Annotated in this window: 20 protein-coding genes; 4 read left to right on the top strand and 16 right to left on the bottom strand. The window is 73.1% G+C overall.

Annotation, left to right across the window (positions count from 1 at the left end; translation table 11 throughout):
• Window positions 1–26 precede the first annotated feature (26 nt).
• The 6 genes from OG251_RS41080 to OG251_RS41055 all read right to left on the bottom strand — a co-directional run bounded on the left by OG251_RS41080 (window position 27) and on the right by OG251_RS41055 (window position 6,421).
• Window positions 27–1,802, bottom strand: coding sequence for an asparagine synthetase B family protein (locus OG251_RS41080; RefSeq protein WP_326682363.1), 1,776 nt, complete (start codon window positions 1,800–1,802; stop codon window positions 27–29).
• A gap of 97 nt (window positions 1,803–1,899) precedes the next feature.
• Entirely contained in the window at window positions 1,900–2,439 is a 540-nt protein-coding gene (locus tag OG251_RS41075; protein WP_326682362.1) for a hypothetical protein, read from the bottom strand.
• A gap of 100 nt (window positions 2,440–2,539) precedes the next feature.
• Window positions 2,540–3,460 (bottom strand): hypothetical protein, encoded by a 921-nt coding sequence (locus OG251_RS41070; RefSeq protein ID WP_326682361.1) that lies wholly within the window; start codon window positions 3,458–3,460, stop codon window positions 2,540–2,542.
• A complete protein-coding gene (locus OG251_RS41065; protein WP_326682360.1) occupies window positions 3,457–4,644 on the bottom strand; it encodes a hypothetical protein in 1,188 nt (395 codons plus the stop codon). Before OG251_RS41065 ends, OG251_RS41070 begins: the two co-directional genes overlap by 4 nt.
• The gene (locus OG251_RS41060; RefSeq protein ID WP_326682359.1) at window positions 4,641–5,705 is read right to left on the bottom strand and encodes a hypothetical protein; all 1,065 of its coding nucleotides are present in this window, start codon (window positions 5,703–5,705) and stop codon (window positions 4,641–4,643) included. Before OG251_RS41060 ends, OG251_RS41065 begins: the two co-directional genes overlap by 4 nt.
• Window positions 5,702–6,421 (bottom strand): cupin domain-containing protein, encoded by a 720-nt coding sequence (locus tag OG251_RS41055; protein ID WP_326682358.1) that lies wholly within the window; start codon window positions 6,419–6,421, stop codon window positions 5,702–5,704. The genes OG251_RS41060 and OG251_RS41055 overlap by 4 nt, the downstream gene beginning before the upstream one ends.
• 384 nt (window positions 6,422–6,805) lie before the next feature.
• Between OG251_RS41055 and OG251_RS41050 the strand changes: the two genes are divergently transcribed.
• The 3 genes from OG251_RS41050 to OG251_RS41040 all read left to right on the top strand — a co-directional run bounded on the left by OG251_RS41050 (window position 6,806) and on the right by OG251_RS41040 (window position 9,762).
• Window positions 6,806–7,804, top strand: coding sequence for an ArsR/SmtB family transcription factor (locus OG251_RS41050; protein ID WP_326682357.1), 999 nt, complete (start codon window positions 6,806–6,808; stop codon window positions 7,802–7,804).
• A gap of 160 nt (window positions 7,805–7,964) precedes the next feature.
• The gene (locus tag OG251_RS41045) at window positions 7,965–8,678 is read left to right on the top strand and encodes a C39 family peptidase (RefSeq protein WP_326682356.1); all 714 of its coding nucleotides are present in this window, start codon (window positions 7,965–7,967) and stop codon (window positions 8,676–8,678) included.
• Window positions 8,679–8,775: 97 nt separating this feature from the next.
• Window positions 8,776–9,762 carry an alpha/beta hydrolase gene (locus OG251_RS41040; RefSeq protein WP_326682355.1) on the top strand — a complete coding sequence of 329 codons (987 nt, stop codon included), beginning with the start codon at window positions 8,776–8,778 and terminating at the stop codon, window positions 9,760–9,762.
• 139 nt (window positions 9,763–9,901) lie between these two features.
• On the opposite strand, the gene OG251_RS41035 is transcribed toward OG251_RS41040, so the two are convergent.
• Window positions 9,902–11,434: an alpha/beta fold hydrolase gene (locus OG251_RS41035; protein ID WP_326682354.1), complete on the bottom strand. Its 1,533-nt coding sequence runs from the start codon at window positions 11,432–11,434 to the stop codon at window positions 9,902–9,904.
• A gap of 124 nt (window positions 11,435–11,558) precedes the next feature.
• Here OG251_RS41035 and OG251_RS41030 point away from each other — a divergent pair, with 124 nt between their 5' ends.
• On the top strand, window positions 11,559–12,506 hold the full coding sequence (locus OG251_RS41030; protein ID WP_326682353.1) for a helix-turn-helix domain-containing protein: 948 nt from the start codon (window positions 11,559–11,561) through the stop codon (window positions 12,504–12,506).
• Window positions 12,507–12,557: 51 nt separating this feature from the next.
• On the opposite strand, the gene OG251_RS41025 is transcribed toward OG251_RS41030, so the two are convergent.
• The 9 genes from OG251_RS41025 to OG251_RS40985 all read right to left on the bottom strand — a co-directional run bounded on the left by OG251_RS41025 (window position 12,558) and on the right by OG251_RS40985 (window position 24,195).
• Complete coding sequence (locus OG251_RS41025) at window positions 12,558–13,451, bottom strand: siderophore-interacting protein (protein WP_326682352.1); 894 nt, start codon at window positions 13,449–13,451, stop codon at window positions 12,558–12,560.
• 49 nt (window positions 13,452–13,500) lie between these two features.
• Complete coding sequence (locus OG251_RS41020) at window positions 13,501–15,351, bottom strand: ABC transporter ATP-binding protein (protein ID WP_326682351.1); 1,851 nt, start codon at window positions 15,349–15,351, stop codon at window positions 13,501–13,503.
• Window positions 15,348–17,057: an ABC transporter ATP-binding protein gene (locus tag OG251_RS41015; RefSeq protein WP_326682350.1), complete on the bottom strand. Its 1,710-nt coding sequence runs from the start codon at window positions 17,055–17,057 to the stop codon at window positions 15,348–15,350. Before OG251_RS41015 ends, OG251_RS41020 begins: the two co-directional genes overlap by 4 nt.
• Entirely contained in the window at window positions 17,054–17,944 is an 891-nt protein-coding gene (locus tag OG251_RS41010; RefSeq protein WP_442818463.1) for an ABC transporter ATP-binding protein, read from the bottom strand. The genes OG251_RS41015 and OG251_RS41010 overlap by 4 nt, the downstream gene beginning before the upstream one ends.
• Window positions 17,941–19,029 (bottom strand): FecCD family ABC transporter permease, encoded by a 1,089-nt coding sequence (locus OG251_RS41005; RefSeq protein WP_326682348.1) that lies wholly within the window; start codon window positions 19,027–19,029, stop codon window positions 17,941–17,943. The genes OG251_RS41010 and OG251_RS41005 overlap by 4 nt, the downstream gene beginning before the upstream one ends.
• Window positions 19,026–20,108, bottom strand: coding sequence for a FecCD family ABC transporter permease (locus tag OG251_RS41000; RefSeq protein WP_326682347.1), 1,083 nt, complete (start codon window positions 20,106–20,108; stop codon window positions 19,026–19,028). The genes OG251_RS41005 and OG251_RS41000 overlap by 4 nt, the downstream gene beginning before the upstream one ends.
• Before the next feature lie 47 nt (window positions 20,109–20,155).
• On the bottom strand, window positions 20,156–21,244 hold the full coding sequence (locus OG251_RS40995; protein WP_326682346.1) for an iron-siderophore ABC transporter substrate-binding protein: 1,089 nt from the start codon (window positions 21,242–21,244) through the stop codon (window positions 20,156–20,158).
• Window positions 21,245–21,592: 348 nt separating this feature from the next.
• Window positions 21,593–22,450, bottom strand: coding sequence for a helix-turn-helix domain-containing protein (locus OG251_RS40990; RefSeq protein ID WP_326682345.1), 858 nt, complete (start codon window positions 22,448–22,450; stop codon window positions 21,593–21,595).
• Between the two features lie 143 nt (window positions 22,451–22,593).
• Window positions 22,594–24,195: an alpha/beta hydrolase gene (locus tag OG251_RS40985; RefSeq protein WP_326682344.1), complete on the bottom strand. Its 1,602-nt coding sequence runs from the start codon at window positions 24,193–24,195 to the stop codon at window positions 22,594–22,596.
• Between the last annotated feature and the right edge of the window lie 240 nt (window positions 24,196–24,435).

Here is a 24,435-nt window from a genome sequence, read left to right as displayed (position 1 = left end):
AGCCGTCGAATCCCGTCGCCCGCACCTCACAACGCGTAACTGCGCAGCCACAGTTCCAGCGTCAGCACCAGCCACAGCTTGCCGCCCTGACGGGGCAGCAGTGCGCCCTCGCCCTTCATCCAGGTGCGCACCGTGTCCGGGCGGAACAGCCCCCGGCCGACCGCCTGCCGGCTCAGCAGCAGATCGTTCCCGAGATCACGCAGCGGACCGGTCAGCCACTGCTGCACCGGCACCCGCATCCCGCTCTTCGGCCGGTCGACGACCGTGCCGGGCAGCAGGTCGCGCACGGCCTCCTTGAGGATCCACTTCTCCGCCGAACCGCGCAGCTTGTACGTCGGCGGCGTCGCGAACGCGTGGTCGACGACCCTGCGGTCGAAGAGCGGTGAGCGGCCCTCGATGCCCTGCGACGCCGTCAGCCGCTCCACCTTCGTCAGGATGTGGTGCGCGCCCTTGGTCCGCAGATTGCAGTGCAGGAGCTGATTGAGGAGATGGTCCATGCGGTGCGGGCTGCCGTCGCCCGGCGTCAGATACGGCTCCACGAACCGCTGGGGGCGCGGGGCGTCGCGCAGCGCGTCCAGGGCCCGCGGGGTCAGCAGCGTCGGAAGGTCCGTCCAGCACTTGCGGTACGAGCGCAGATACGCCGTCGCCCGGTCCTCGTCCCACGGCGCCCCCGCTTCACGGTGCATCTCCTGCACCAGCATCGGAAGGTTCTTCGGCCCGCCGAACACGGGGTCGCCGCCCTCCCCGTTGAGGACCACCGAGGCACCGTCCGCGGCAACGGCCTCCGCGAGCAGCAGGTTCGGGACCGTCAACGGGTCGCCCACCGGGCTGTCCAGGAGCGCCGCCGCCTCCGCGAGACGTGAGGCGACCGTCTCCCCCGACACGTTCAGGACCCGGTGACGGGTATGGCAGTGGGCGGCCACCAGCCCCGAGTAGCCCAGTTCGTTGGGGAGTTCGTCGCCGAAACTGATCGAGTACGTGTGCACCGGATGGTGGTGGAGCTTCGCCGCCAGCGCGGTGACCAGGGAGCTGTCGATCCCGCCGGAGAGCAGGACCGCCGCAGGTTCCGCCTCCGGGAGCCGGTCGGCCGTCGCCCGCTCCAGGAGCGCCCGCAGGGCCAGGACATGCTCCGCCGGATCCCGCGGCACCGGCTGTCCGATGTGTTCGCGGGGCTCCCAGTACACCGTTTCGGTGACCGTGCCGTCCTGCGCCAGCCGCAGTACCCGGCCGGGCAGGACCTCCCGCACGCCGGTCAGGAGCGTCTCCTCGCCCGGCAGATAGGCGAAGGTGAGGAAGGAACGGACCGCGGACAGATTCATCGACGTGCCGAGCGCGGGCCAGCGCCGCAGTGCCCGCAGTGATGTCGAGGCCGCCCACGCCCCGTCGGCACGGGCGTAGAAGAGCGTGCGCGCGCCCACCTGGTCGCGGATCAGGATCAGGTCCCTGCCGTCCAGCACGGCCAGCACGAACATGCCCTCGGCGAGCGCCACCCCCGCCTCGCCGAGCCGCGCCCAGCAGCGCAGCAGCAGCTCTGCGTCGGAGCACCGGGCGGGTACGGGGGACCCCTCGGCACGCAGCGCGGACAGCAGGTCCCGGCGGTTGTGGAGGGTGACCTCGCCCACCGCCGTCAGGCCGTACGCCGTGAACGGGCCCTCGGCGCGGCCGGGTTCGCCCGCAATCAGTCCCAGCTCGGCCCCGGGGACATCCAGGGACGCGCGGCCGGACCCGGCCGCGCCCATCGCCTCGATGTGGGTGCGGGCCTGCCGGGTGGCCGGGGCCAGGCAGACGCAGAAGCGTGCCATGGACGGCTCCTCTCCTCGATGTTCCGTGCTGCGTACCGCTGCCGCTGTCCCCGACAGCGCCGCCGGGGCTTCCGGTTCGTGCCGGCAACGGCGGGGCTCAGCCGAAGTCGTCGTCGCTCCAGGCGCCGTCGTCGTTGTTCCAGCCCGCGTCCCAGTCCCCCGACCCGCCGTCACCGGAATCGCCGCCCCCGCCGCCGCCCGAGTCGCCGGACGACGACTGGCTCTGTGCCTGCTGCTGGCGGAGCGCCTCCTCCTCCGCGGGGCTCATGCTCAGCGGAGGCAGGTGGGCGGCGGTGATGGCGAGGCCCGCCACGCCCAGGCCCGTGAGCATGACACCCATCCTGCCGCCGAACGACGTCCGGTTGACCATCACGGTCTCGCCGCGGCCCCACAGGGTGCGGCCGTATCCGATGTCGCGGGCGTACGTCACCGTGCCGTCCGCGAGGGTGCGCTTGATGATGCGGTCGCCGAGGAGCTCGTCGGTGCCGGCGGAGTTCCGGTTGTCGTGCCACCGCACGAGGTCGCGGTGGGAGCCCTCGCGGTGGCGCCACTCCTCCCGGCCGTCCTCGTAGCGCCGGTGGACGCTGCCGTCGGCGAGCAGTTCGTCAAAGTAGCCGATCTCTTGAGGTCGGATCATCGTGTGCGTTCCTCGGGTCTGTGGGGCGGCCGTGGCCGCGGGTGCCAGGGCGCGCTCGGACAGGCCGCCTTGCGGTTCACGGGCGGGGCGACGTGGTGGGTCATGAGGCGGGCCAGCTCAGGAAGCCCGTGGTACGCAGTCCGCGCAGCTCGCTCCACAGGGAGTTCCGCGGCGGCCGGGGTCCCCGGGTGAGGCGCAGCACCGTACGCACCAGGCGCGCCGGTGGCACGGCCGCGACCTGCGCGAACCGTCCCCCCGCCAGCCACTGGACCTCCTGGGGCCGCAGCGCCGGAGGCCAGGGCCGCGGCGGCGGAGCAGGTGCCGGGCCGCGGCCGGTGGGGAGGCGCAGGGCCGCCGCGTGACGGGGTACGAGCCCGATCGACGAGATCCGTACGCCGGGGACGCGGCCGAGGGCGGCCCTGATCAGCGCCGGGAGCTCGATGCCCTCGGGGCTCGCGTCGTGCAGCACATGGACCGTCGCGCCCCGCGCCCGCTCCAGCGCCGCGACGAGGCGCGGGGCGAGCGGCAGGGCGTCGTCCGCGGCGAGGACGGGGCAGGCCGCCTCCAGATGCACATGGTTGGCGAGCAGCATGCGGGCGATCGAGCGGTCCTGGCAGACGAGCAGGCGGGGCAGCCCGTAGGCGTAGAGGTCGGGTTCGCCCGGTTCCGGGGTGGCCGGGGGCCGTGGCAGTGCGGGCGGCTGCGCCGGGACCGGCGGGAGCAGGCCCTCGACGCTCTCCCTGCCCCGCGCCTCCAGTGCGCGCGTGAACGCCGGCAGACGCAGGGGAGGGGCGGGAGTCCGGGGGACGCGGGTGAGCAGGGTCGCGGCCGGGCTCAGGACGCGGCAGGTCTCGTAGTAGAGCTGCCGTTCCGTGAACCTGATGCCGCCGGGGCCCGCCGCGCGGGCGGCGGCCACGGTGATCGCCAGATCGAGGAGGCGGGCGCCGGGCCCGCGTCCGGTTCGGGGAGCCGGGGCGGTGGAGGTGCCGCTTCCGGGAGCCTGGGGGCGTCGCGGAGTCATGCGGGGCTGGTGCCTTCCTTCGTGGACGGGCCGGTGCCGGGACGTCCCGTACCCCGCGCCCGAGGGGGCTGCGGTGCCTGCGGCCAGGTGAGGAAGCCGTGGGCATGGGCCTGTCGGGGGCCGGGCGGCGGGAGGGTAAGGGCCCGCTGCACCGCCCGTTCGACGATCGAGAGGAGAAGGGGCGGCGGTACGGCGGCGACGGGGCTCCAGTAGCCGTCGGCGAGCCACCTGGCGTCGGCCTCGGACAGGCCCGCGACCGTGCGGAGCTGCTCCGCGTCGGCGATCCGGTTGGGCCGGGCGAGCCGTACGACGCCCTTTCCGCCCCGGGCCGCGGAGACGGGAAGACCCGCGTCCACGACGACCCGGTCGGGCTGCGCGGCACGGATGAGTGGCGCCAGCAGGACGCCCAGCGGGTCGGCGTCGTGCAGGACGACCACCGGCAGCGCGCTGCGGTACTCGGCGAGGCGGTCGAGGGCCTCGGCCACGAGGGCGGCATGCCCCGCCGGTCCCTCCCGGCCGGTGGCTTCCAGCAGGACGGCGCCCAGTTCGCCCGGGACGTCATTGGCCGTGAGGAAGAGTGACACCACCCGGTCGGTGCACAGGATCACGGCCCTGGGCCGCGACACCGGAGCGGACGCACGGGAAGGGCCCGCACCGCGCGGGCGGGGCAGCGGGCGGGCGTCGTCGAAGACGCCCGCGGGCAGATCGCCGTACGCCGCCGGCCAGGCGCCCGTCATCAGCCCGCGGAACATCTCCTCGGAGGGAATGATCCGCGACCCGGGCAGCACTCCGGGGCGATGACGCATGGCCGACGCGGCGACGAGGATCAGGAAAGCGGCGGCTCCGGCGAAGAAGGCGAGGTCGCCGTCGACCAGGACGGTGCTCAGAAGGAGGGCGACGGCCACCGGCAGCGCCACGAGCCAGCGGATCCTGGCCGGCACACCCTTCCGCTCCCGTCCGGCCCACGCGTAGTTGTTGCTGCGGGACAGGTACCAGAGCTGGGTGAGTGTGATCTTCAGCCGGCCGTGGTCGGTGGCCCGCTGCGCGATGCCCCGCACGCGGAGGTCGTGCATGCCCTTGCCGTGGACCGCGGGGTCCAGCGCGAAGCGCTTGCGGCAGCGCACGCACACACGGCCGGCGCGCTCCTTGCCCTTGAGCGAGGCGGCGCACCGGGGACAGATCATCGCTCACCCGCCGGGTCCTGCGCCGTCGGACCGGGCCAGGTCATGAATCCCACGGAAGCGGCGCGGCGTTGTTTCGGATCGGCGTTCCGGGTGACCTGTTCGGCGACCCGGGCGACGACGGCGAGCAGCCGGGCCGGGGGCATGCCGGCCAGCGGGTACCGCCAGCCCTTGCCCAGCCACTTCAGCTCCTCGCCGGTGAACTCGCCGTACGCGCTGAGCCGTGCCATGGTCTCCCGGTCGGGCCGGCCGTCGCGGTCGCGGTAGGGCACGGCCCGCGCGAGGGAGCGGACGGTGCGCAGCGGCAGTCCGGCGTCGATCACCGGGCGCTGCCCCAGGCTCTCGCGGACGCGCCGGACGAGGAGTTCCCCGTGCGCGTCGGCGTCGTGGAGCACGATCACCGGGCCCCGCGTGGGCAGGGCACGGACCGCGTCGAGGTCAGCGGCCGGCGCGATCCCGTACCGGGCGGGCAGGCCGTCGGCGATCAGGAACGCCGTGATGGAACGGTCGGGGCACAGCAGTACGGCCCTGGGCTCCGTGCCCGGGGGCGTGCGGGCTCCGGCCTGCGGGGGAACACCGGGCGCGTCGTCGAGCACCCCGGGCGGCAGCCCGCCGTACACACGCTGCCAGGGCGCCAGCGCCTCCGTGCGGAACGCCGCACGGCTCATGGCCGGGAAGCCCCGGCCCGCACCGGCGGCCCGCGCGAAGGTGAACCCGGCGGAGACAAGCAGCAGGGCGCCCGAGACGAGGAGGAGGCCCACTTCCTCGATGAAGACGCCGAAGGCACCGACGACCAGCCCGGCGAAGAGGAAGGAACCCGCGCACCCCGGTGCGAACGTGCGCTGCTGGAGCCGGTTGCGGGAGAGCGCGTACCACAACTGGTCCGGCGTCACCGCGATGCTGCCGCCCTCCGTCACCTTGGCGAGGATCCTGCGCACCCGCAGATCGCTGAGGCCGAGGGAGTTGGTCTTGGGGTCCAGCGCGTACCGGCGCCGGCAGTGGGAGCAGGTGTGGTCGGGGCGCTCCTTGCGGAGCAGGTTCTTCTCGCAGTGCGGACAGATCACCGGCGGACCTCCAGTGCGGTCGCCACACGGCGCAGTCGTGCGGCCAGACGCTCGCGGACGGTGGTGGTGGCGATGCCGCGGTCCCGCTGGAGGTCCTCGATGTCGCGCAGGGCGGCGGCGAGCGCGCGGTAGTCGGTGGCGGCGGCCACGGCCACCTGCCCGGCGGCCGGGATGCCGCCCGCGGCGCGGCGCTCGGCCTCACCCGCGGTGATCGCGTAGTCCTCGTGGTCGATCCCGTAACCGGTGTTGGCCGCGAGGATGGTCAGTGGACCGGTGCCCCTGTTCGCGAAGGAGTGGGGCATCATCTCCGGAATCCGTATGAGCGTTCCGGGTGTCAGGGGTATGTCGGTGACCCGGTCGCGGTCCGCGTCGTAGAGGCCGCACGCCGCGTGGCCCAGGCTGAGGACGAAGTGTTCACCACCGTGGGCATGCGGGGTGAAGGCGCTGCGCGGCCCCACGACACCGAGCTTGACCGTGGCGTTCGAGGGATGCTCGGGGGAGGTCGTCGCGTCGCCCACCAGATAGTGGGCGAACTTCCCGTCGTCGATGAAACGGAGGAACTCCCGTTCGGGCCCCAGCAGGCGGGCGCCGTCGCGGTCGGCCAGCTCGATGGATCCGTCCGGCCTCAGGTGGTACAGCTCCACACCCTCGGGGAGCGTCCCCCACGCCCCGCCCGGCATCGCGTCGGATATGCCGTCATCCGGATTCCCTGACATCGCGCCTCCCCCTGTGTTCCCGTGCGCGGCGCGCGCTTCGCAAGCGCATCGTATGGCCTTGATTCACAACAAGGGGAGCCTCCGCGGCGACTCTTGGGCAACGCGCGAGGGAACGACGGGTGAACGCGCGCCGGGCGGACGGCGCCGCACGCGGGGTACGGGCCGCGGACCCGGGGGCGAGGGGCGAACCGCTTCCCGGGGGCCGCCGGCCCACGGGCCGGAGAAACGGCCTCGCGCGAGCGGCGCCCGTACGGCCGCGCTACGGCGGTACGCTGCGGGGAGAGGTGGTGGATCGGGACAACTCTGCGCCTCCGTCAGCTCGTTGACCGGACGGACGTGGCCGAGGCCGGCGTCGGCGCGCCTTCACTCATCGATGGAGCCACCATGCTGCGGGTGCACTTCACGTCCGAGGACCTGGCACGGGTCCGAGTGGCCCCGGGGCCGGACTTCCTCTGGGAGATCAGCAACAGTGTGCAGACGCTGCAACGCCGCGACGGGGAGCGGGTGTTCGGGGCGTGGCGCCGCTGGGCCCGGCCCCGGCTCCCGGACAGCCGCCGACTGCTCTCCTGCCTGCTGCCGCCCCGCGGCTACTCGCCGGACTTCCTCACACCCACCTCCGGCGACCGCACCACCCTGCAAGCGGCCGTCGACACCCTGATGAGCACACCGCGCCCGCGACTGCGCACCGAGCTGACACGCCTGGCCTCCTCCTGGCAACTGCCCGGCTGGGCAGGGGCCTTGGCCGACGGCGACCCGCATGCCCTGCGTCAGCTGGGCGATGCCCTCCACGCCTACCAGCTGGAGGCGCTGGCACCGTACTGGCAACGCGTCCGGGCACATGTCGAAGCCGACCGCGCCGTCCGGCTGCACAGCCTCCTGGACGGCGGAACCGAGGGGCTGCTCGCCGGACTCGGCCCGCAGTTCCGCTGGCGGCCGCCGGTACTGGAAGTCGCCTACCCCGTCGACCAGCACCTCCGTCTGGAAGGACGGGGCCTCGTGCTGCAACCGTCGTTCTTCTGCTGGCCCACACCGATCACACTGGCGGACGGGGAACTGCCACCCGTCCTGGTCCATCCCATCCACCACAACGCCGACTGGGCCCTGCCCGCCCCCGACGCCCGCCCGGCAGAGGGCGCAGGCTCCCTGGGACCACTGCTCGGGCACACCCGCGCGGGCGTTCTGCGCGCGACCCGCAACGGCTGCTCCACCGTGGAGGCCGCCCGCCTGCTGGAAGTGACCCACCCGGCCGTCAGCCAGCACCTGAACGTGCTGCGCGCGGCGGGTCTCATCACCACCGTCCGCAGGGCCGGACGGGCCTTTCACGTCGCAACGGCGGAGGGCCGTGCGCTGCTGGCCGCCGAGGAGCGCACGGCCCGCCGGTAGGCCACGAGCGCCGGGCCCCCGCCTCCGGTCGTAAGCCTGGACTTACAGCGCTTGTGCCCGTGGCGGGTCGGGAACCACGCTGGTCCCCGCCGTCCCGCACTGCTGGGCGCCCCCGAAGCAGCTTCTTCCCGCAAGGCCCGTCCCCCCACCAGGAGCCTGCATGCGCAAGAGACTTGTGGCCACCACGATCGCCGCCGTCGCCGTCGGAACCCTCCTCCTTCCCGTCACGGCCCAGGCGTCCTCCGCACCGCACATCACGGCCGTGTCCGTACGCACCCACGGCTCCGCGGCCGGTACGGCCGTCGTCAGCGGGTACAACCGGCCGGGCGGCCGGCTGAGCGTCGAATCCGGCCGTACCCGTAGCGCCCACTGGCTGCAGATCGACTACCAGGTCCAGGAGACCGGCTACTGGTGCGGTCCGGCCGCCACACGCATCGCGCTCTCCGCCCGCACCGCCCCGCCCGGTCAGGGCGAGCTCGCCCGGCAGCTCGGCACCACCGAGGCGGGCACCGACCACATCGGCCAGGTCACCGGCGTACTCAACGCGAACCTGGGCGGCGGCTGGTACGAGACCAAGGAGATGCCGAACGACCCGCCCACCCAGGCCCAGCGGGACCTGCTGTGGTCGGACATCGTCTTCGACATCGACCGGAACTACCCGCTGGTGGCCAACATCGTCGCCCCGCCGGGCAACCAGCCGCCCGGATACCCGTCGGACCAGACGATCTACCACTACTTCACCGTCTTCGGCTACGACGAGGTGGACCGCACGGTTCTCATCGCCGACCCCGCCTCCTTCGGCGGCAACCAGATCTACTGGATCTCCTTCGACCAGCTCGCCACGCTGATCCCCCCGAAGGGGTACTCCGCCTGACGTCCGCCCGGCCGGCGGCCGGCCCGCGTGCGTCCGCCGGCCCCGCGCGGTGTCCCGCAGCCGCGTCCGCGCCACTTCCCCACACCAGGAGATCACGTTGAGCACCCACCCCACCCGCAGGAACGTCATCAGGGCCATCGGCGGAATCACCGCGGCGACGGCCCTCGGCGCCGGAGGCGTACTGGCCGCGGCGTCGTCCGCCGCCGCGGCCGGCGACGGCTTCGGGCTGCGCATCGTCGACCACAACGAGGGCGATCCGCGCATGTGGTACTACCGCTTCGCGACCGACGCGATCGGCTGGAATCCGGGCGTCAACGTCCTGCTCCCCGACGGCTACCACACCAGTGGGCGCCGCTATCCGGTCCTGTACCTGTTCCACGGCGGCGGAACCGACCAGGACTTCATCACCTTCGACCGCATGGGCATCCGCGCCTGGACCGCGGGCAAGCCGGTCATCGTCGTGATGCCCGACGGCGGCCACGCGGGCTGGTACTCCAACCCGGTCAGCTCCCACACCGGCCCCCGGAACTGGGAGACGTTCCATATCGCCCAGCTCCTCCCGTGGATCGACGCCAACTTCCGTACCTACGCCGAGTACGACGGCCGGGCCGTCTCCGGATTCTCGATGGGAGGCTTCGGTGCGCTGAAGTACGCGGCCAAGTACTACGGTCACTTCGCCTCGGTGAGCGCCCACTCCGGGCCGGCCAGCCTCCGCCGTGACGCCGGCCTGGTCACGCACTGGGCCAACGTCTCCTCCGCGGCCGTGGAGCTGGGAGGTGGCACGGTCTACGGCGCGCCGCTCTGGGACGAGGCCAGGGTCAGCGCCGACAACCCGGTGCAGCGCATCGGAAGCTACCGCGACAAGCGGGTCTTCCTGGTCGCGGGCACCAGCCCCGACCCGATCAACTGGTTCGACACGCTCAATGAGACGCAGGTGCTCGCCGGGCAGCGGGAGTTCCGGGCCGGCCTCGGTGCGGCCGGTATCCCGCACGAGTGGCACGAGGTGCCCGGCGGGCACTTCGTCCGCCCCGACCTGTTCCAGCGGGACCTCGACGGCATCGTCGCCCGGCTCCGCAAGGCGTAGGCAGGGCGCCCGTGCCCCAGGAACGTCGCGCCGCCGGGTGTCAGGACCGTCGCACCGCCGGTGCGGTCGAGGGGCGGCGCCGGTGACCGCCGCGCCGCCGGTGCCGGGTCAGGCGGCCTGGCGTCAGAACTCCGGGCCGTCAGGCCGTCAGGTGCGACAGGACGGAGCTCATCGCCCTGTGGACGGCGTCGCGCGACGCGTCGGTCGGGTCGACGGTCTCGAACCCATGGTGGCCCTCGGGTACGTCGATCACCTCGACAGCGGCTCCGCACTCCTCGGCCGCGGCCAGGAACTCCGCGACCGTCACGGCGATCTCCGGCATCTCCAGCCCGGCCCGGAGCAGGACGACCGGCAGCTCACCGGCCCCGCGCACCGCGCGCACCGGCCGGAACCGGCTGTCGCCGAGCCCCCAGTTCGGCAGCGGCGCGAGGATCGGGTAGTTCGCGGCGACACAGCGCAGCCACACGGGCGGCGCAGCGAGCCAGTCCGCCGCGAGCAGTCCGCCGCCCGAGAAGAACCAGAGCGCGACCCGGTCCGGGTCGACCCGTGGGTCGGCCCGGACCAGATCCACCGCCGCCGCGACGTCCTCGGCGGCGCGCGCGTGGTCGGTGATCTCGTGCAGCCGGTGATCCAGAGTCACGCCCACCACCCCGCGCAGGGCGGCGAGCCGGCCGTACCCGGTCAGGGTCGGCCAGTCCCGCGGGGTCGGCCGGGCGTCGGCGGGCACCGGGCCGCCGTGCACGAGCACCACGGCCGGGCAGGGTCCTTCGCCCTCGGGCGGCAGATACAGGTCCACGTTCCCGGACCGCTCGCGCGGGACGTCCGGCAGGTCCAGGAGGAACGGCCTCAGATGCCCCGGCCGTTCGTCCGTCGCCGGGGTCAGCCGGTGCCCCTCGCCCGCGGCCGCCCTCAGCAGCACCGTGACCAGTTCGCCGGGGCAGGAGAGCATCGGCCAGTGCCCGGTGGGGAGTTCGAAGAAACCCACCCGCCGGTCCGCGAGGGCCCGGAGGGCGGGGTTGCCGAGGCCCACCTGCATCTGGACCATCTCGATGCCCGCGCCGTTGGCGGTGCACAGCACGCCGGTGGTCGGCACCGCCGAGGCCGCCCCCGTCAGCCGCAGCGGCTGGAGCAGGGTGCCGAGCGGCTGCGGGGCCGCGAGCCGGGTCAGCCGGTCCAGAGCCTCCTCGGGAACACCGGCGGTGCTGCCCCAGCGCTGCCAGGCCGCCCCGGAGTCCGGGGCCGGGAGCACTTCCTCACCCACCGGAGCGTCCTGCCCCGCCCTCGTCCGCAACTCCTCGCGCACGCCCCGGTCGGGCACGGTGGCCAGTGCCGGGACGCCGTCCTGCGGCAGACCCGTGTCCAGGCAGACGATCCGCGCGACGCGGCCGGCACGCCGGTCGGCGGCACCCAGCACCGGGTGCATCCCGTAGTCGTGACCCACCAGCACGATGTCCCGGCCGCCCGCCATGCCGACGGAGTCGATCAGCCGCACCACATCGGCGATGTGCGTCTCCAGGTCCACCCCCGTGGCCGGGGTCCCGCCGCGTCCGCCGAGCCCGGTGAGCGTCACCGCGTGAGCCTCGGCGCCCGCCGCGGCCAGTCCCTCCGCCGTCCCGTCCCACACCTGATCGCCGGTGAAGGTACCCGGAACCAGGATGAATGTGGTCGTCATCGCGCTCTCCTCGTACGTCGTGCCGCGGAGCCCGTACACCGCGGTCCGCGCGGCGGCCGAGCCTTCCTCGACCGGCCGTCCGCCCTCACCGGTACGGTAGGAACTCCCCCTGAGGGAGGTTCAAGTGTTCCCGTCGCACGACGGTCTGTGCGGCATCGGCGAGCTCGCCGAGCGCGCCGGCGTCACCGTCAAGACCGTCCGCTTCTATTCCGACCGCGGCCTGCTGCCGGAGACCGCGCGCAGTTCCGGGGGCCACCGCCGTTACGGCCCGGACGCCCTGGACCGGTTGCTGCTGATCCGTTCCCTGCGCGCCCTGGACCTGCCGGTCCCGCAGGTGCGGCGCGTCCTGGACGAGGAGGACGGGTCGGGCGGTGTGCTGGAGGACGCCGTCGCCGGACAGCTGCGCGAGGTCGGCAGCCGGCTGGGGGCGCTGCGGTGGCGCGAGGCGGGACTGCGGCTGGTCCAGGAGTGCGCGCCGGAGGAACGCGCCGAGCGGCTGCGGCTGATCGGTACGGTGGCGGCCCCGCCCAGTACGGACCCGCTCGTACGTTTCTGGCGGGCCTGGCTGCCGCGACGGATGCGGGGCCGGGCGCTCGCGGCGTTCCTGGATCAGGCAGTGCCGCCGCCGCCCGAGGACCCGACGCCCGCGCAGGTGCTGGCCTTCGCGCGGCTGAACGCCTTCGTGACGCGCCCGTGCGAGGGGACCGGGCGGGACCAGCCCGTGGTCCACCGGTCCTCCCCGGACTTCCGTCCGGCGGTGCTGTACGACGGTCTGGGGGAGGCGTACGGCCTGGCGGCGGCGCAGTTGCGGTGGGGGCGGGCACCGCGTCCGGGCGAGGCGTTGGACTGTTTCGTCGCCGCGTACGCCGCTTCGTACGGCACGGGTGACAGCGCGGACTTCCGCCGCCTGCTGACCGGCCGGCTCGCGGCGGACCCGCGGATCGACCGGTACTGGGAGCTGGTGGCCGAGGTGATCGGCCCGCGGGACGGGCGTGCCGAGCCGACCCCCGGCACCGCGCACGACTGGCTGCTCGCGGCGCTGACGGGGGAGAGCGCCGAGCGGGCGGCCTGAGCCCGGGCGGGCCTCACAGCCCGGGCCCCGCGGGCCCCGGCCCGCGCCGCCTCACAGTCCGAGGGAGCTGAGGCGGGCCTCGTACCGGATGGTGAGGTCCTCCGGCTCGTCGACCGGGTTGTCCCAGAGGGCGTCCAGTTCCGCCCGTACGTCCGCGGGCAGGGCCTCGTAGCGCTCGGTCCAGGTGTCGGAGTCCGGCACCCAGTAGCCGACCACCTTGAAGCGTTCCATGGGGAGCTTCAGCTCCTTGCGGAGGTGGCGGCGCACGGTGCGCAGGGCGTTGGTCTGGCCCGCGACCCAGATGTAACCGCCGGTCAGGTCCGCGCCGGGCGGGATCGCGGCGGCCACCAGCTCGGCCAGACGGCTCGGGCCCTCGCCGTTGCCGCCGTAGCTCCAGGTCGACCTGATGTGCGGCCGGTCCGGGAGCGGCTGGACGGCGGCCGGGCCGGGCACCTCGATGACCGCCCGGGTTGTGACCCCGTCCGGGGTGTCCTCCAGGATCCGCGCGACGGCGGGCAGCCCGGTGAGGTCGGAGATCAGGACCTGCCAGGTGAGGTCGGCGGGGGGACTGTAGAGACCGGTGGGGGAGTTGAGTCCGATCATGTCGCCGGGGCGTGCGGCGGCGGCCCAGCTCGACGCCACACCGTGGGAGTGCAGCACGAAGTCGATGTCGATCTCCCCGGCCTCCGGGCGCACCGCGCGGATGGTGTAGGTGCGCATGGGGGCGGTGGGCCTGCCCTCCGGGGTCTGCCAGTCGCCGTTCTCCGTCGTCTCGGGCAGTGACAGGTCGGCGCGGTCGGTCCCGTGCGGGAAGAAGAGGCGTACGTACTCGTCGCCGATGCCCGTCGAGGTGAACGTGGCGAGGTCCCCGCCGTGGAACGTGATCCGGACCATGGTTCCGGTGAGCGGCAGGACCCGGGCGACGACGGCTCGGTGGATGGTCATGGGTGTGCTCCTTCGTGCTGGCGTGTGGTGGTGGTGCGTCGGGGCGAGGTCAGGAAGGGGGAGCGGTCGCGGTGTAGGCGTGCCAGAGGGCGGCGTATTCGCCTTGGCGGGCGAGCAGTTCACTGTGGGTGCCCTGTTCGGCGACCCGGCCGCGGGCGAGGACGACGACGCGGTCCGCGGCGCGTGCCTGTTCCAGGCGGTGGGCCACGATCACGCTGGTGCGGTCCCGGGTGACGCGTTCGAGAGCCGCCCGCAGGAGGTTCCTGGCCTGCGGTCCGGACTCGGCGGTGGCCTCGTCGAGAACGGCCACGGGCGGATCGGCGAGCAGCACCCGGGCCAGGGCGAGGTGCTGGACCGATCCGTCGTCGAGGAGGGTGCCGCCGGGGCCGAGGACGGTGTCCAGCCCGGATTCCGGGCCGAGTGCCCAGTCGGCACCGACCTCGCGCAGGGCGTCGCGGAGTTCGTCGTCGGTGGCGGTGGGGCGGGCGAGCCTCAGGTTGTCGGCGAGGGTGCCGCCGAAGAGGTGGACCTCCTGGGTGACCAGGTACCGGCCGGTGGGGGCGATGCCGTCCCCGACGGTGATCCGGCCCTGTGAGGGTTCGCCCAGACCCGCGATGAGGCGGGCCAGCGTGGTTTTGCCGGAGCCGCTGGCGCCGACGAGCGCGAGGCTGCTGCCGGCGGGCACGCGCAGGGAGACATCGCTGAGGGCGGGGCGGGTGCCGTCGTACGAGAACGAGACGCCCTTCACCTCGATCTCCGGACGGTACGGAGCACGGGCCGGGCCGTCGGTCTCGTGAGGCCCGTCGGTCTCGTCCCTGCCGTCGGTTTCGCGCGGCCCGTCCGTGTCGTTCCGCCCGTCGGTCTCGCGACGTCCGTCCGCGCCGCCCCGCCCGTCCCCCTCTTCCCGGTCGCGGCCCAGGTCGGTGATCCCGACGAGGCGGGCCAGCCCGACCGTGGCCCGCTGCACGTCGTCCAGGCTGCCCAGAAGCGCGCCGACCGGACCGAAGAGCCGGTGGAAGTAGAGGGCGGCGGCGGTGGCCGCGCCCAGTGTGATGGCCCCCGAGCCGAGCAGCGCGTAACCGCACAGGAGGACGGCGGCCAGCCCGATGAACTCCGCCGCGTTGAGCAGGCCCGTGAAGCGGTTGCGCAGCTTCACCCCGTCGCGCTGCCGCTCGATGGCGAGTTCACCGCGCCCGGACAGCTCTCCCAGGTGCAGGTCCTGGGTCCGGTAGGTACGGATGGTCTCCGCCCCGTGCACCGCTTCGATGACGGACTGCCCGCGTGCGGACTCCAGCCGGCGGATGTCCCCGTACACCACGTGGGAACGGGCGAGGAACTGACGGGTGGCGAGGATGTGGATGGGCAGGCAGACCAGACCGGCGAGGGCCAGCCGGGGGTCGAGGACGGCCAGCCCGACCAGGCTGAGACCGATGGTGAAGCCCGCGTTGGTGATGTCGGGCAGTACATCGGAGGCCGCCTCCGAGATCGCCTCGACATCGCGGGTGACCCGCGAGACCACATCGGAGCTGTCGGAGGATTCCAGGGTGGCGACGGGCAGGTGGATCGCGGTCTCGAACACGTCCTCGCGCAGCGCGGCCAGGACGTCCTGGACCACCGTGACCAGCATCCGGCCTCCGGCGTGGGCGAGGGCGGCGCCGGTGGCGGCGACGAGCAGCAGGGCGACGCCGAGAGCGGTCAGCCGGCCGCGCCCGGACTGCTCGGTGACCGCGTCCACGATGCCCCCGAGGATCGCCGGGGTGGCCAGCGTGACCGCCGTACCGCTGAGGAGGGTGAGCAGCGCGGCGGCGAGCCGGCCGCGGTGGGCGCCCAGGCGGCGCCGCAGTTCCCGCCGGGTGCGGCGGGGGCCGGCGATGGGCAGGGTGGGGTGCGCCGGGGTCACCGGGGGGTTCCGTTCGGTTCGTGGTGGGCGGCGCCGAGGTCGACGACCCGGTCGCAGGCGGACAGCAGGATGGGGCTGGTGGTGATCAGCAGGGTGGTGGCGGGCAGGGCGCGCAGTCCTTCGGCGATGCGCTGTTCGGTCGCGGGATCGACCGCGGTGGTGGGTTCGTCGAGGACGACGAAGTCGGCCCCGGCGTGCAGCGCGCGGGCGAGCAGCAGGCGCTGGCGCTGGCCGCCGGAGAGTTTGCGGCCGCGCTCGCCGATGTCGCTCCCGTCCCCGCCGAGGTGTTCGAGTACGTCGTCGAGCATCGCCGCCCGGAGTACGGCGGGGTCGGCGTCGCGGCCGCGGGGGGCGAGGTTGGACCGCAGGGTGCCCGAGAACAGGGCGCCGTGGTGGGGCGGTGCGGCGATCCGCGCGCGGACCCGGTCGGGGCCGAGGTCGACGGCGTCGATCCCGTCGATGAGGAGTTCACCGCGGTCGAGCGGGACGCGGTAGCCGAGCCGGTCGCTGAGGTCCCGGGCGTGCGCGGGGTGACGGGGCACGACACCGACGAGATCGCGGGTCCGCAGCTGGAGCGGCTCCTCGCGGCCGGGCGGGTGCCAGCGCAGAACCGGGTCGGAGGTGCCGGAGACCGGGGTGGAGGGTGCCGGTACGGTGCGGGCCGCGGCCGACGCGGGGTCGATCAGCGGCGGTTCGTTGATCAGGTCGCTGAGCCGCCGGGCGGAGGCGCGCTTGTGGATCCAGTTGGACGCGAAGGTGCCGACATGGGCGAGGGAGCCCTGGAGGTACTGGGCCAGCCCGAGGACGGTGACGAGCTGACCGATGGTGATGCGCCCGTCGAGAGCGAGGTATCCGGACGCCGTGGCGAGCCCGGCGAGGAACACACCGGACATCAGCACGCTGAGGTTGGAGTACGCCAGGACAGCGCGTGCGGCGGCGACGGCGCCGCGCCGTGACTCGTCGCTCGCGGCACGGTAGCGGCGCGCCGCCTCGGCCTGGGCGTTCATGCCGATGACCACCCGCAGTCCGGTGATCATGTCGGTGGCCACCTCACCGGCCCGCGCCGCCGAGCTCTGCTCGGCCAGCCCCCGTGCCTCCAGCGGCATCGAGATCCTGCGCATGACGAGCAGCACCAGGACGGTGCTGGTGATGACACCCAGGCCGAGGGGGACGGAGATCAGCAGCAGGGCGGTGGAGGCGGTCAGGATCGCGGTGATGGTGGACGCCTGCTGCACGACGCTCCAGGAGACCCCGGCGACACGGTAGGTGTCGGACGAGACCAGGGAGAGGGACTCTCCCGCTCCGGGGCGCCTCAGGAGGGAGTGCGGATCCAGCAGCCGGGCCATCGCGCGCTGCCGCAGGGCGTGTTCGCCGTAGCCGTACACGCTCACCATGGCCGACGAGGCCCGCTGGTAGGACAGGGACAGGGCGACGAACACCCCGGCGAGCACCGCGAGCCATCCGATCAGCGCCGAGCTGTCCGAAGGGGCCAGAGCCCGGTCGATGACGATCCCGATGAGGATCGGTACCAGGGCCTCGCACAGTTCGTGAACCATGAACGAGAGCGTGGTGAGCACGAGCCGGCCGCCGCGCCCCTGTCGCAGGAGCGCGGTGCGGAACAGTGCCTGTACGGTGCTGGGTTCGCGGTCCGGGTGGGCCGGGCCGGTGCCGGTGGCGGGCTCGCGGACGGCGGTGGGTTCGTTCACCGCGCGTCCCGCTGACGGGTGAGCGGGACGACCATCGGGGTGCCGGTGACCGGGTCGGGCACGACCTTGCAGGGGAGATCGAACACCTCTCGTACGAGTTCGGCCGTCACCACCTCTTCGGGGGCGCCCTCGGCGACGACCCGGCCGTCGCGCATGGCGATCAGATGGGTCGCGTAGCGGGCCGCGTGGTTCAGGTCGTGCAGCACGGCGACGAGGGTGTGACCGGCGCGGTGCAGATCGGTGAACAGTTCCAGCAGGTCGATCTGGTGGGCGATGTCGAGGAAGGTGGTCGGTTCGTCCAGCAGCAGGACGGGGGTCTGCTGGGCGAGCACCATCGCCACCCAGACCCGCTGGCGCTGGCCGCCGGAGAGTTCGTCGACGAGCCGGCCGGACAGTTCGGTGACGGAGGTGGCCGCCATGGCGTCCAGCGCGGCCCGCTCGTCCTGTTCGGTCCACTGGCGCAGCAGCCCCTGGTGCGGGTGGCGGCCCCGGGCGATCAGTTCGGCGACGGTGATCCCGTCCGGCGCCTGCGAGGTCTGCGGCAGCAGTCCGAGAAGCCGCGCGACCTCCTTGGAGCGGTAGCTCGCGATGGACCGGCCGTCGAGCACCACCTGTCCGGCGGTCGGTTTCAGCAGCCGGGCCACGGCCCGCAACAGGGTCGACTTGCCACAGGCGTTGGGGCCGATGACGACGGTGAAGGACTGGTCCGGAATACGTACGTCCAGGTGCTCCGAGACCGGCCGCCGGCCGTAGCCGAGCGACGCGTCCCGCACCTCCAGCCGGGCCGGTACCGGGGTCCGGGTGTGCTGCGTCGTGGTGGTCACGGGGTACTCCTGTGGCGGCTGGGGGGACGGGGCGGGGAGGCGGCGCGCCGCGGGCGCGGTCATCGGCGGCTGCCCGCGTACTGGCGGGCGAGCAGCCAGGCCAGATAGGCGCCGCCGACGGACACGGTGACGACACCGACGGGCAGGTCGATGCGCTGCGCGACGAAGTCGGCGCCGACCAGGACCGCGGCACCGGTGAGTGACGCGGGAAGGATCCGCACGGTGGTCGAGCTCCGGGTCAGACGCTGGGCGATCTGGGGTGCGGCGAGCGCGATGAACGCGATCGGGCCGACCGCCGCGGTCACCAGCGCGGTCAGCGCGACCCCGACGACGGTGGCCGTCAGCCGGGCGCGCTGCGCGTTCACCCCGAGCGCGACCGCGGTGTCGTCCCCCATTTCGAGATGGATCAGGGGCCGGACCACGGCGGCGGAGCCGGCCAGCAGGACCACGAAGACGGCCATGGTCACCCACAGCTGGCCGAAACCGAGCCCGCTGAGTGAGCCGGCCCCCCAGGTGGCCGCGAGCATCGCCTGCTGCGGGTTGACGGAGAGGAGCAGCATCGAGGTGAGCGAGCTGAGGAACGCGCCCACGGCGATGCCGACGATGATCAGCCGGAACGGGTGCAGCCCGTGGCGGTAGGCCAGCACGTACACCAGCAGCGCGGTCGCGGCCCCGCCGACGAGTGAACCCGTGGCGACCGCCAGGTAGTTGGCGGTGCCGAGCAGCAGCATCACGACGCTCGCGCCCGCGTACGAACCGGAGGCGAAACCGATCACGTCGGGAGAGCCCAGCGGGTTCTTGGTGAGCGACTGGAAGATCGCGCCGCTGATCGCCAGCGCCGCGCCGCAGATGATCGCGAACAGCAGCCTGGGCAGCCGCCAGGTCACCACGACGAGCCGGGCCCGGGAGTCGGCGTCCGGGTCGAACAGGGCGGACAGGACCTGACCGGGGGTGAACGAGATGGACCCGGAGCCCAGGGTGGCGATGCCCAGGGCCACCACGGTGAGCGCCAGCGCGGCGCAGACGAGGACGGACCGGCGCTCGATGCGCAGAGCCAGCCAGGTACGCCGCAGGGTCCAGGTGGTCCGGCCGAAGTCGACCCGGTCCGGTGCGGCTTGGGTCGCGGCGGGTACGGCTTCGGCGGTCACAGGGTGCTCACCTTCCGGCGCCGGACGAGGGCGACGAGTACGGGGGCGCCGACGAGCGCGGTGACGAGTCCGACCCGCAGTTCCCCGGAGGGGAGCACCAGGCGTCCGATGATGTCGGCGCTCAGCAGGAAGGCCGGGGCGACGATGACGGTGACGGGCAGGATCCAGCGCTGGTCGGGCCCCACGAACCAGCGCACGATGTGGGGCACCATGAGGCCGACGAACGAGATGGGTCCGGCGACGGCGACGGCGGTTCCGGCCAGCAGGGTGACGGCGAGGACCAACACCACCCGGGTCACCGCGAGGCGGGTGCCCAGGGACCGGGCGATGTCGTCCCCGAGCGCGAGGGCGTTGAGCGATCCCGCGCTCAGCAGCCCGAGTACGAGTCCGGCGCCGATCAGTGGCAGGGCGACCGGGAGGATGTCGAGCGACCGGCCGCCGATGGAGCCGACCGACCAGAACCGCATGACATCGAAGGTGGTCGTGCTCTTCAGCGCCATGGCGGAGGTGAAGCCGCCGCACACGGCGGTGAACGCGACGCCGGCGAGTGTGAGTTTCACCGGGCTGCCGCGGCCGGCGCCGACCGAGCCGAGCGTGTACACCAGCACGGTGAGCCCGAAGGCCCCCGCCAGCGCGAACCAGATGAACTGGCCGGCGCCGGTGTATCCGAGCACGGCGACCGCGAAGGTCACCGCCAGGCTCGCGCCCGCGTTGACGCCGAGGATGCCGGGATCGGCGAGGGGGTTACGGGTGAATGCCTGGATCAGCGCGCCGCTGAGGCCGAGTGCCGCGCCGACGACCAGTCCGATCGTGGTGCGTGGGACCCGCAGTTCGCGGACCATGACGTGCTCGTCGGAGTCGTCGAAGTGGAACAGCGCGTCCCACACCGTGCCCGGCGCGATGGAACGCGCGCCGACCATGACGCTGAGGACGGCCATGACGAGCAGCAGCCCGACGGCGGTGAGCAGGATCAGCAGGCGGTACCGGTTGCGCCGGGCCGGGCCCGCGCCGTTACGCGGGCCCGGCACATCGCGCTCTGCGCCGGTGGTGAGGTCACCCGTGGGTGAGGCGGTCGTCATGGTTGTCCTTGGGGGAGGGCTTCACCTGTGGAGAGCGGCGGGGTCGGTCACTTGTCCGCGCCGGTGTTGCCCTTGCCCGAGACGGCGTCGACGAGCATCGGGACGTAGCGCTCGATCGCCCAGGGGATGGAGAGCACCGACGGTCCGCTGGTGGCCATGCCCATCGCCGGGTCCTGGACGAACGCGTAGTGCTTCCCGGCGATCGGCTTCCAGCGGGTGAACAGCGGGTCCTTGAGGGTGTAAGGGACCTCGTCGGGGCCGTTGGCCCAGCCGACGAAGATGTCGGCCTCGATGCTGTCGAGCTTCTCCAGGCTGATCCCGCCGTACCAGTTGGTGCCCTTGACGGTGGAGGCGATCGCCTTCATCGACGGGGTGTTCTTGAAGCCCATCTCGGTCAGCAGCCGGACCCGGGCGTCGTAGTCGACGTAGAGGCCGAGGTCCGTCGAGCCGGGCGTCAGGGCGACCCCGTAGGTGAACGTCGTGTCCTTGAACTCGGGGTGGTCCGAGGCGACGGAGGCCAACTGGCCCTGGACGTCCGTGACCAGGCTCTCGGCCTTCTTGGTCTCGCCCAGCGCCGTGCCGATGGTGCGGGTCATCTCCTGCCAGGTCCCGCCGTCCCACGGCTTCTTCAGGTAGGGAAGGGTGGGCGCGATCTCGGAGAGGCGCTTGTAGTCGACGTCGCTGATGCCGGAGTACAGCCCGACGATGAGGTCGGGTTCCAGCGAGAGGATCTGCTCGAAGTCGATCTCGCCCGCGTCACCGTAGTTCAGCGTCTCGGGCAGGGGGCCGCCGAGCTTCTCGGCCGTGCTGCGGAACCAGGGCGTGTACCCCTGCTTGTCGCCGCCCCACTGCTTGTCCACACCGACCGGGACCGTACCCAGCGCCGCGACCACGTCCAGGGACATCCAGCTGACCGCCACGACGCGCTTGGGCTTCTGTTTGATTGTCGTGGTCCCGTGGCCGTGCTTGATGCTCACGGGGAAGCCGGCCGCGGCGGCACCGGGCTTCGCCTTGGCCGAGTCGGAATCGGACGCGTTGCCGCCGCAGCCCGTCAGGACGACGACGGCGGCGACCGCCACGGCCAGCGCGCGGGCCAGGACGCCCGGTCCGCGTCGGGCCGGGGTGAATGTGGACATGTCTCTCCTTGAATCCTGACCGCGTTCGGTGCGACGTGGCACGGGTGGGGGAAAACCACCGAAGGCGGGGTGTCATACGGTGCACGACTCCGCGCACCAGAAAGTAAGGCAACCCTTACCTAAGGAGACATTAGGGAGGCGGGAGTCCCGTGGGGGTCGCGGAGCGGTCAGGGTACGTCGCGAATCGGCCACATCCCGCCGAATGTCCGGCGGAGCGCGGATCCGGGGTGCATCGTGCCGCGCGGCAACAGCCGAAAGCCCGTCCCCGGCACATCTCAGGTGCCGGTGAACGGGCGGGGGAGGGGTGAGGGGACACGGTCGCCGGCGGGTCTCACCCGCCGGGCCGGTTCAGCGGTCGGCCGGTGCCGGTACGGTCTGCTCGCGCAGATACTCGGTCGGACTGGCCCCGGTCACCCGGCGGAAGGCGGCGGAGAACGCACTCGTGGTCGAGTAGCCGCAGCGGTGCGCGACGAGATTGACCGGGCGCCCCTGGGCGAGCAGCGCCGTGGCGACGGACATCCGCACCAGCGAACGCCACCGGGTGAACGGCATACCGACATCGCGGCCGAAGGCCCGGGTGACGGTGCGCACGCTCAGCGCGTGCCGGGCCGCCCACTCCTCCAGTGAGCGGTCGCTCTCCGGGTCGCGCATGACATCGTCGGCAAGGACCCGGATCCGCCAGTCCTCCGGTACCGGTACCTCGATCACCGGATGCGTGTCCTCCTCCAGCATCTCGATGATGACGCGCTGCGTCCGCAGCCGGAGATCGTCGGGCATCGAGGTCGCGTCGAGATGCAGCAGCATCTCCTGGAGCGCGCGGCCCACCTTCATCGGCCGCGGGGACGACCACTGCGGCGGGGCGGCCGCCCGCGCCACATAGGTGTAGCAGCAGACGCTGCCCGGCTCGTGGAACGCGGCGTGCGGGGTGCCGGGCGGCAGCCAGGCCCCCTGTCCGGGTATGAGCCGGCGCACCGTGGTGCGCGTGTGCAGCGTCAGCGAACCGAAGTGCGGCCAGACCAGGAGCGCGTCGGTGTGCGTGTGCACCGCGGAGGTCGGCGGCCCCTTCGGCCCGGTGCCGTCGAAGACCGATGTGGTGAGCAGATAGGGGTCGGCCACCTCGCCGCCACCGCCCGGCGGTTCGGCCCATTGGAGCGGGACTGTCGAGGGGGCCTCGCCGCGCTGGTGACGGGGAAGGGTGATCGGCATGAACTTAGGTTACCCTAACCTCGTCTGCGTGCCGCCCCCGCGGCGGACGCGGAACGCCGGCGCGGCGAAGCACCCCCGTACGGCAGGCGGCGCGGGCGCGGCCGGGGCAGGCCCGGCCGCGCCCGTCACCGGCTCCGGCCGGCTCAGCCGGGCCGCTTGACACAGGTCCGGTCGTGCGCGGGCAGCTTGCCGGTGGCCAGGTACGTGTTGACCTCGGCATCCACGCACGCGTTGCCGTAAAGGCCGTAGACCGCGTGGCGGTTGGCACCCTTGAGCGTGATCAGCCGGGAGCTCGGCAGCATGCCGTGCAGCGCGACGCTGCTCCGGTAGGTCGTACGCGGGTCACCGGTGGCGGCCACGATCAGTGCCGGGGCGTCGCGCCGCACCCGCGTGGGCTTCTCGCGCGGCCGGTCCCAGAAGGCGCACGGGCCGATGTTGTTGGCCAGCGGGCCGAACAGCGGGTGCGCGGCGCGGCTGCGCTCGATGTCCCGCCAGTAGACCTCCGGGTCGCGCGGCGCCGCCTTGTCCCCGCAGATGATCGCGGACTGTACGCTGCCCGACTGCGCGTCCTCACCCATCAGCGCACGCCGCAGCATCGCCGCGAACTGCGGCGACAGCCGGGTCGGCCGGCCGTCCGCGGCCCTGGCGAGCACGGACACCTGCTCGCCGAAGGCGGCCCGCTCCCCTTCGCTGTCGTCGGCGACCCCGGCGATCAGGAGGAACGGCACCTGGGTGTCGTCGATGCGGAAGACATCGGGGGCGGTGCCGACGGTCAGCGGGCCGCGTGCGGACGCCGTGTAGACCCGGTCGACGGTGGCGAGCACCTCGGCGCGGGTGCGGCCGAGGCCGTAGGTGTCATCGTGCTCCGCCGCCCAGGCGGCCCAGTCGGAGAGCGCCCGCTCGTTCTCGCCCTCGGCGCCCTGGAGCAGCCGGGGGCTGTAGTCCTGCGGGGCGAGCGCACCGTCGAGGACCATGCGGTCGTAGCGGCCGGGGAACATCTGCGTGTAGACGGTGCCCAGGTAAGTACCGTACGAGTAGCCCAGGTAGGAGATCCTCCGCTCGCCGAGCGTGCCCCTGATGACGTCCATGTCGCGGGCCGTGTTGCGGGTGCTGACGTGGGGCAGCACCGGCGCGTTCGCGGTGCGGCACTTGTCGGCCAGGCTCTTGTGGAGGGTGATCTGTCGCTCGAACGACGCCCGGCCGAGACCGGCCGAGGAGATGGAGGTGCCGACGGGCCAGTCGCAGTCCAGCGGGGTGCTGCGGCCGACGAAGCGCGGGTCGAAGCCGATGATGTCGTAGCGCGGTCCGACCCGTTTCATCGCCTTGCGGACATCCGGCGGTGATTCGATGGCGGAACCGCCGGGGCCGCCGTTGTTGAGGAGGACCGAGCCGATCCGGCGGCGGGTGTCGGTGGCCTTGAGCCGGGATATCGCGACGGTGATCGTACGGCCCCGGGGGTCGGCGTAGTCGAGCGGTACGGTCACGTCCGCGCACCGTACACCGGCCTTCTCCAGGTCCCGGCCCATCGTGTCGTCGGGGCCCTTGACGCAGGTTCCCCAGTCGAGGTGCTGGCGGTAGTAGCGGCCGAGCCCGGCCCCGGTGGTGTCGGCGGCCGTCGTGGTGCGGTCGCGGTCCGTGCCGGGGGGTGCGGCGGCCGTGGCCGCGGTGGGGGAAGCGGTGAGACAGGCGGCGAGCGCGAGGCCCGCGGCCGAGGCGCGGCGCACGGCCGGGCGGAGGGTGTTCACGGAGTCTCCTTGAGCTGGTGCGTACGGTGGGTGGCGCCGGCGGCGGACCACCGGGCGCGCTCGGGGTCGACGGCCACGGCCAAGGCCGTTGCGCACCAGGCGCGTTGTCTCGTTTCCCAGGGGAGTCTTCTCGCTCTGTTCCGGTGGTTTCTCACACCGTCAGACGCTAGATGCGCGCAAATCCGAACTCACTACAGCTCTCCCCCCGATCCCGGTGGTGCCAGCTACACCAACCGCACC

The sequence above is a fragment of the Streptomyces sp. NBC_01237 genome (genome assembly GCF_035917275.1).
GTDB lineage: Bacteria > Actinomycetota > Actinomycetes > Streptomycetales > Streptomycetaceae > Streptomyces.
Note: the sequence above shows the minus strand (reverse complement) of the source record. Positions and strands in the feature narration are given on the sequence as shown.

What these genes read in the sequence shown, in the direction of transcription:
- OG251_RS41045 (WP_326682356.1), top strand. Translation starts at nt 7,965, where the DNA reads ATGCGCAAGAGACTTGTGGCCACCACGATCGCCGCCGTCGCCGTCGGA.
- OG251_RS41065 (WP_326682360.1), bottom strand. Translation starts at nt 4,644, where the DNA reads ATGATCTGTCCCCGGTGCGCCGCCTCGCTCAAGGGCAAGGAGCGCGCC.
- OG251_RS41055 (WP_326682358.1), bottom strand. Translation starts at nt 6,421, where the DNA reads ATGTCAGGGAATCCGGATGACGGCATATCCGACGCGATGCCGGGCGGG.
- OG251_RS41025 (WP_326682352.1), bottom strand. Translation starts at nt 13,451, where the DNA reads ATGACCATCCACCGAGCCGTCGTCGCCCGGGTCCTGCCGCTCACCGGA.
- OG251_RS40990 (WP_326682345.1), bottom strand. Translation starts at nt 22,450, where the DNA reads ATGCCGATCACCCTTCCCCGTCACCAGCGCGGCGAGGCCCCCTCGACA.
- OG251_RS41080 (WP_326682363.1), bottom strand. Translation starts at nt 1,802, where the DNA reads ATGGCACGCTTCTGCGTCTGCCTGGCCCCGGCCACCCGGCAGGCCCGC.
- OG251_RS41075 (WP_326682362.1), bottom strand. Translation starts at nt 2,439, where the DNA reads ATGATCCGACCTCAAGAGATCGGCTACTTTGACGAACTGCTCGCCGAC.
- OG251_RS41035 (WP_326682354.1), bottom strand. Translation starts at nt 11,434, where the DNA reads ATGACGACCACATTCATCCTGGTTCCGGGTACCTTCACCGGCGATCAG.
- OG251_RS41050 (WP_326682357.1), top strand. Translation starts at nt 6,806, where the DNA reads ATGCTGCGGGTGCACTTCACGTCCGAGGACCTGGCACGGGTCCGAGTG.
- OG251_RS41000 (WP_326682347.1), bottom strand. Translation starts at nt 20,108, where the DNA reads ATGACGACCGCCTCACCCACGGGTGACCTCACCACCGGCGCAGAGCGC.
- OG251_RS41070 (WP_326682361.1), bottom strand. Translation starts at nt 3,460, where the DNA reads ATGACTCCGCGACGCCCCCAGGCTCCCGGAAGCGGCACCTCCACCGCC.
- OG251_RS41010 (WP_442818463.1), bottom strand. Translation starts at nt 17,944, where the DNA reads ATGACCGCGCCCGCGGCGCGCCGCCTCCCCGCCCCGTCCCCCCAGCCG.
- OG251_RS40995 (WP_326682346.1), bottom strand. Translation starts at nt 21,244, where the DNA reads ATGTCCACATTCACCCCGGCCCGACGCGGACCGGGCGTCCTGGCCCGC.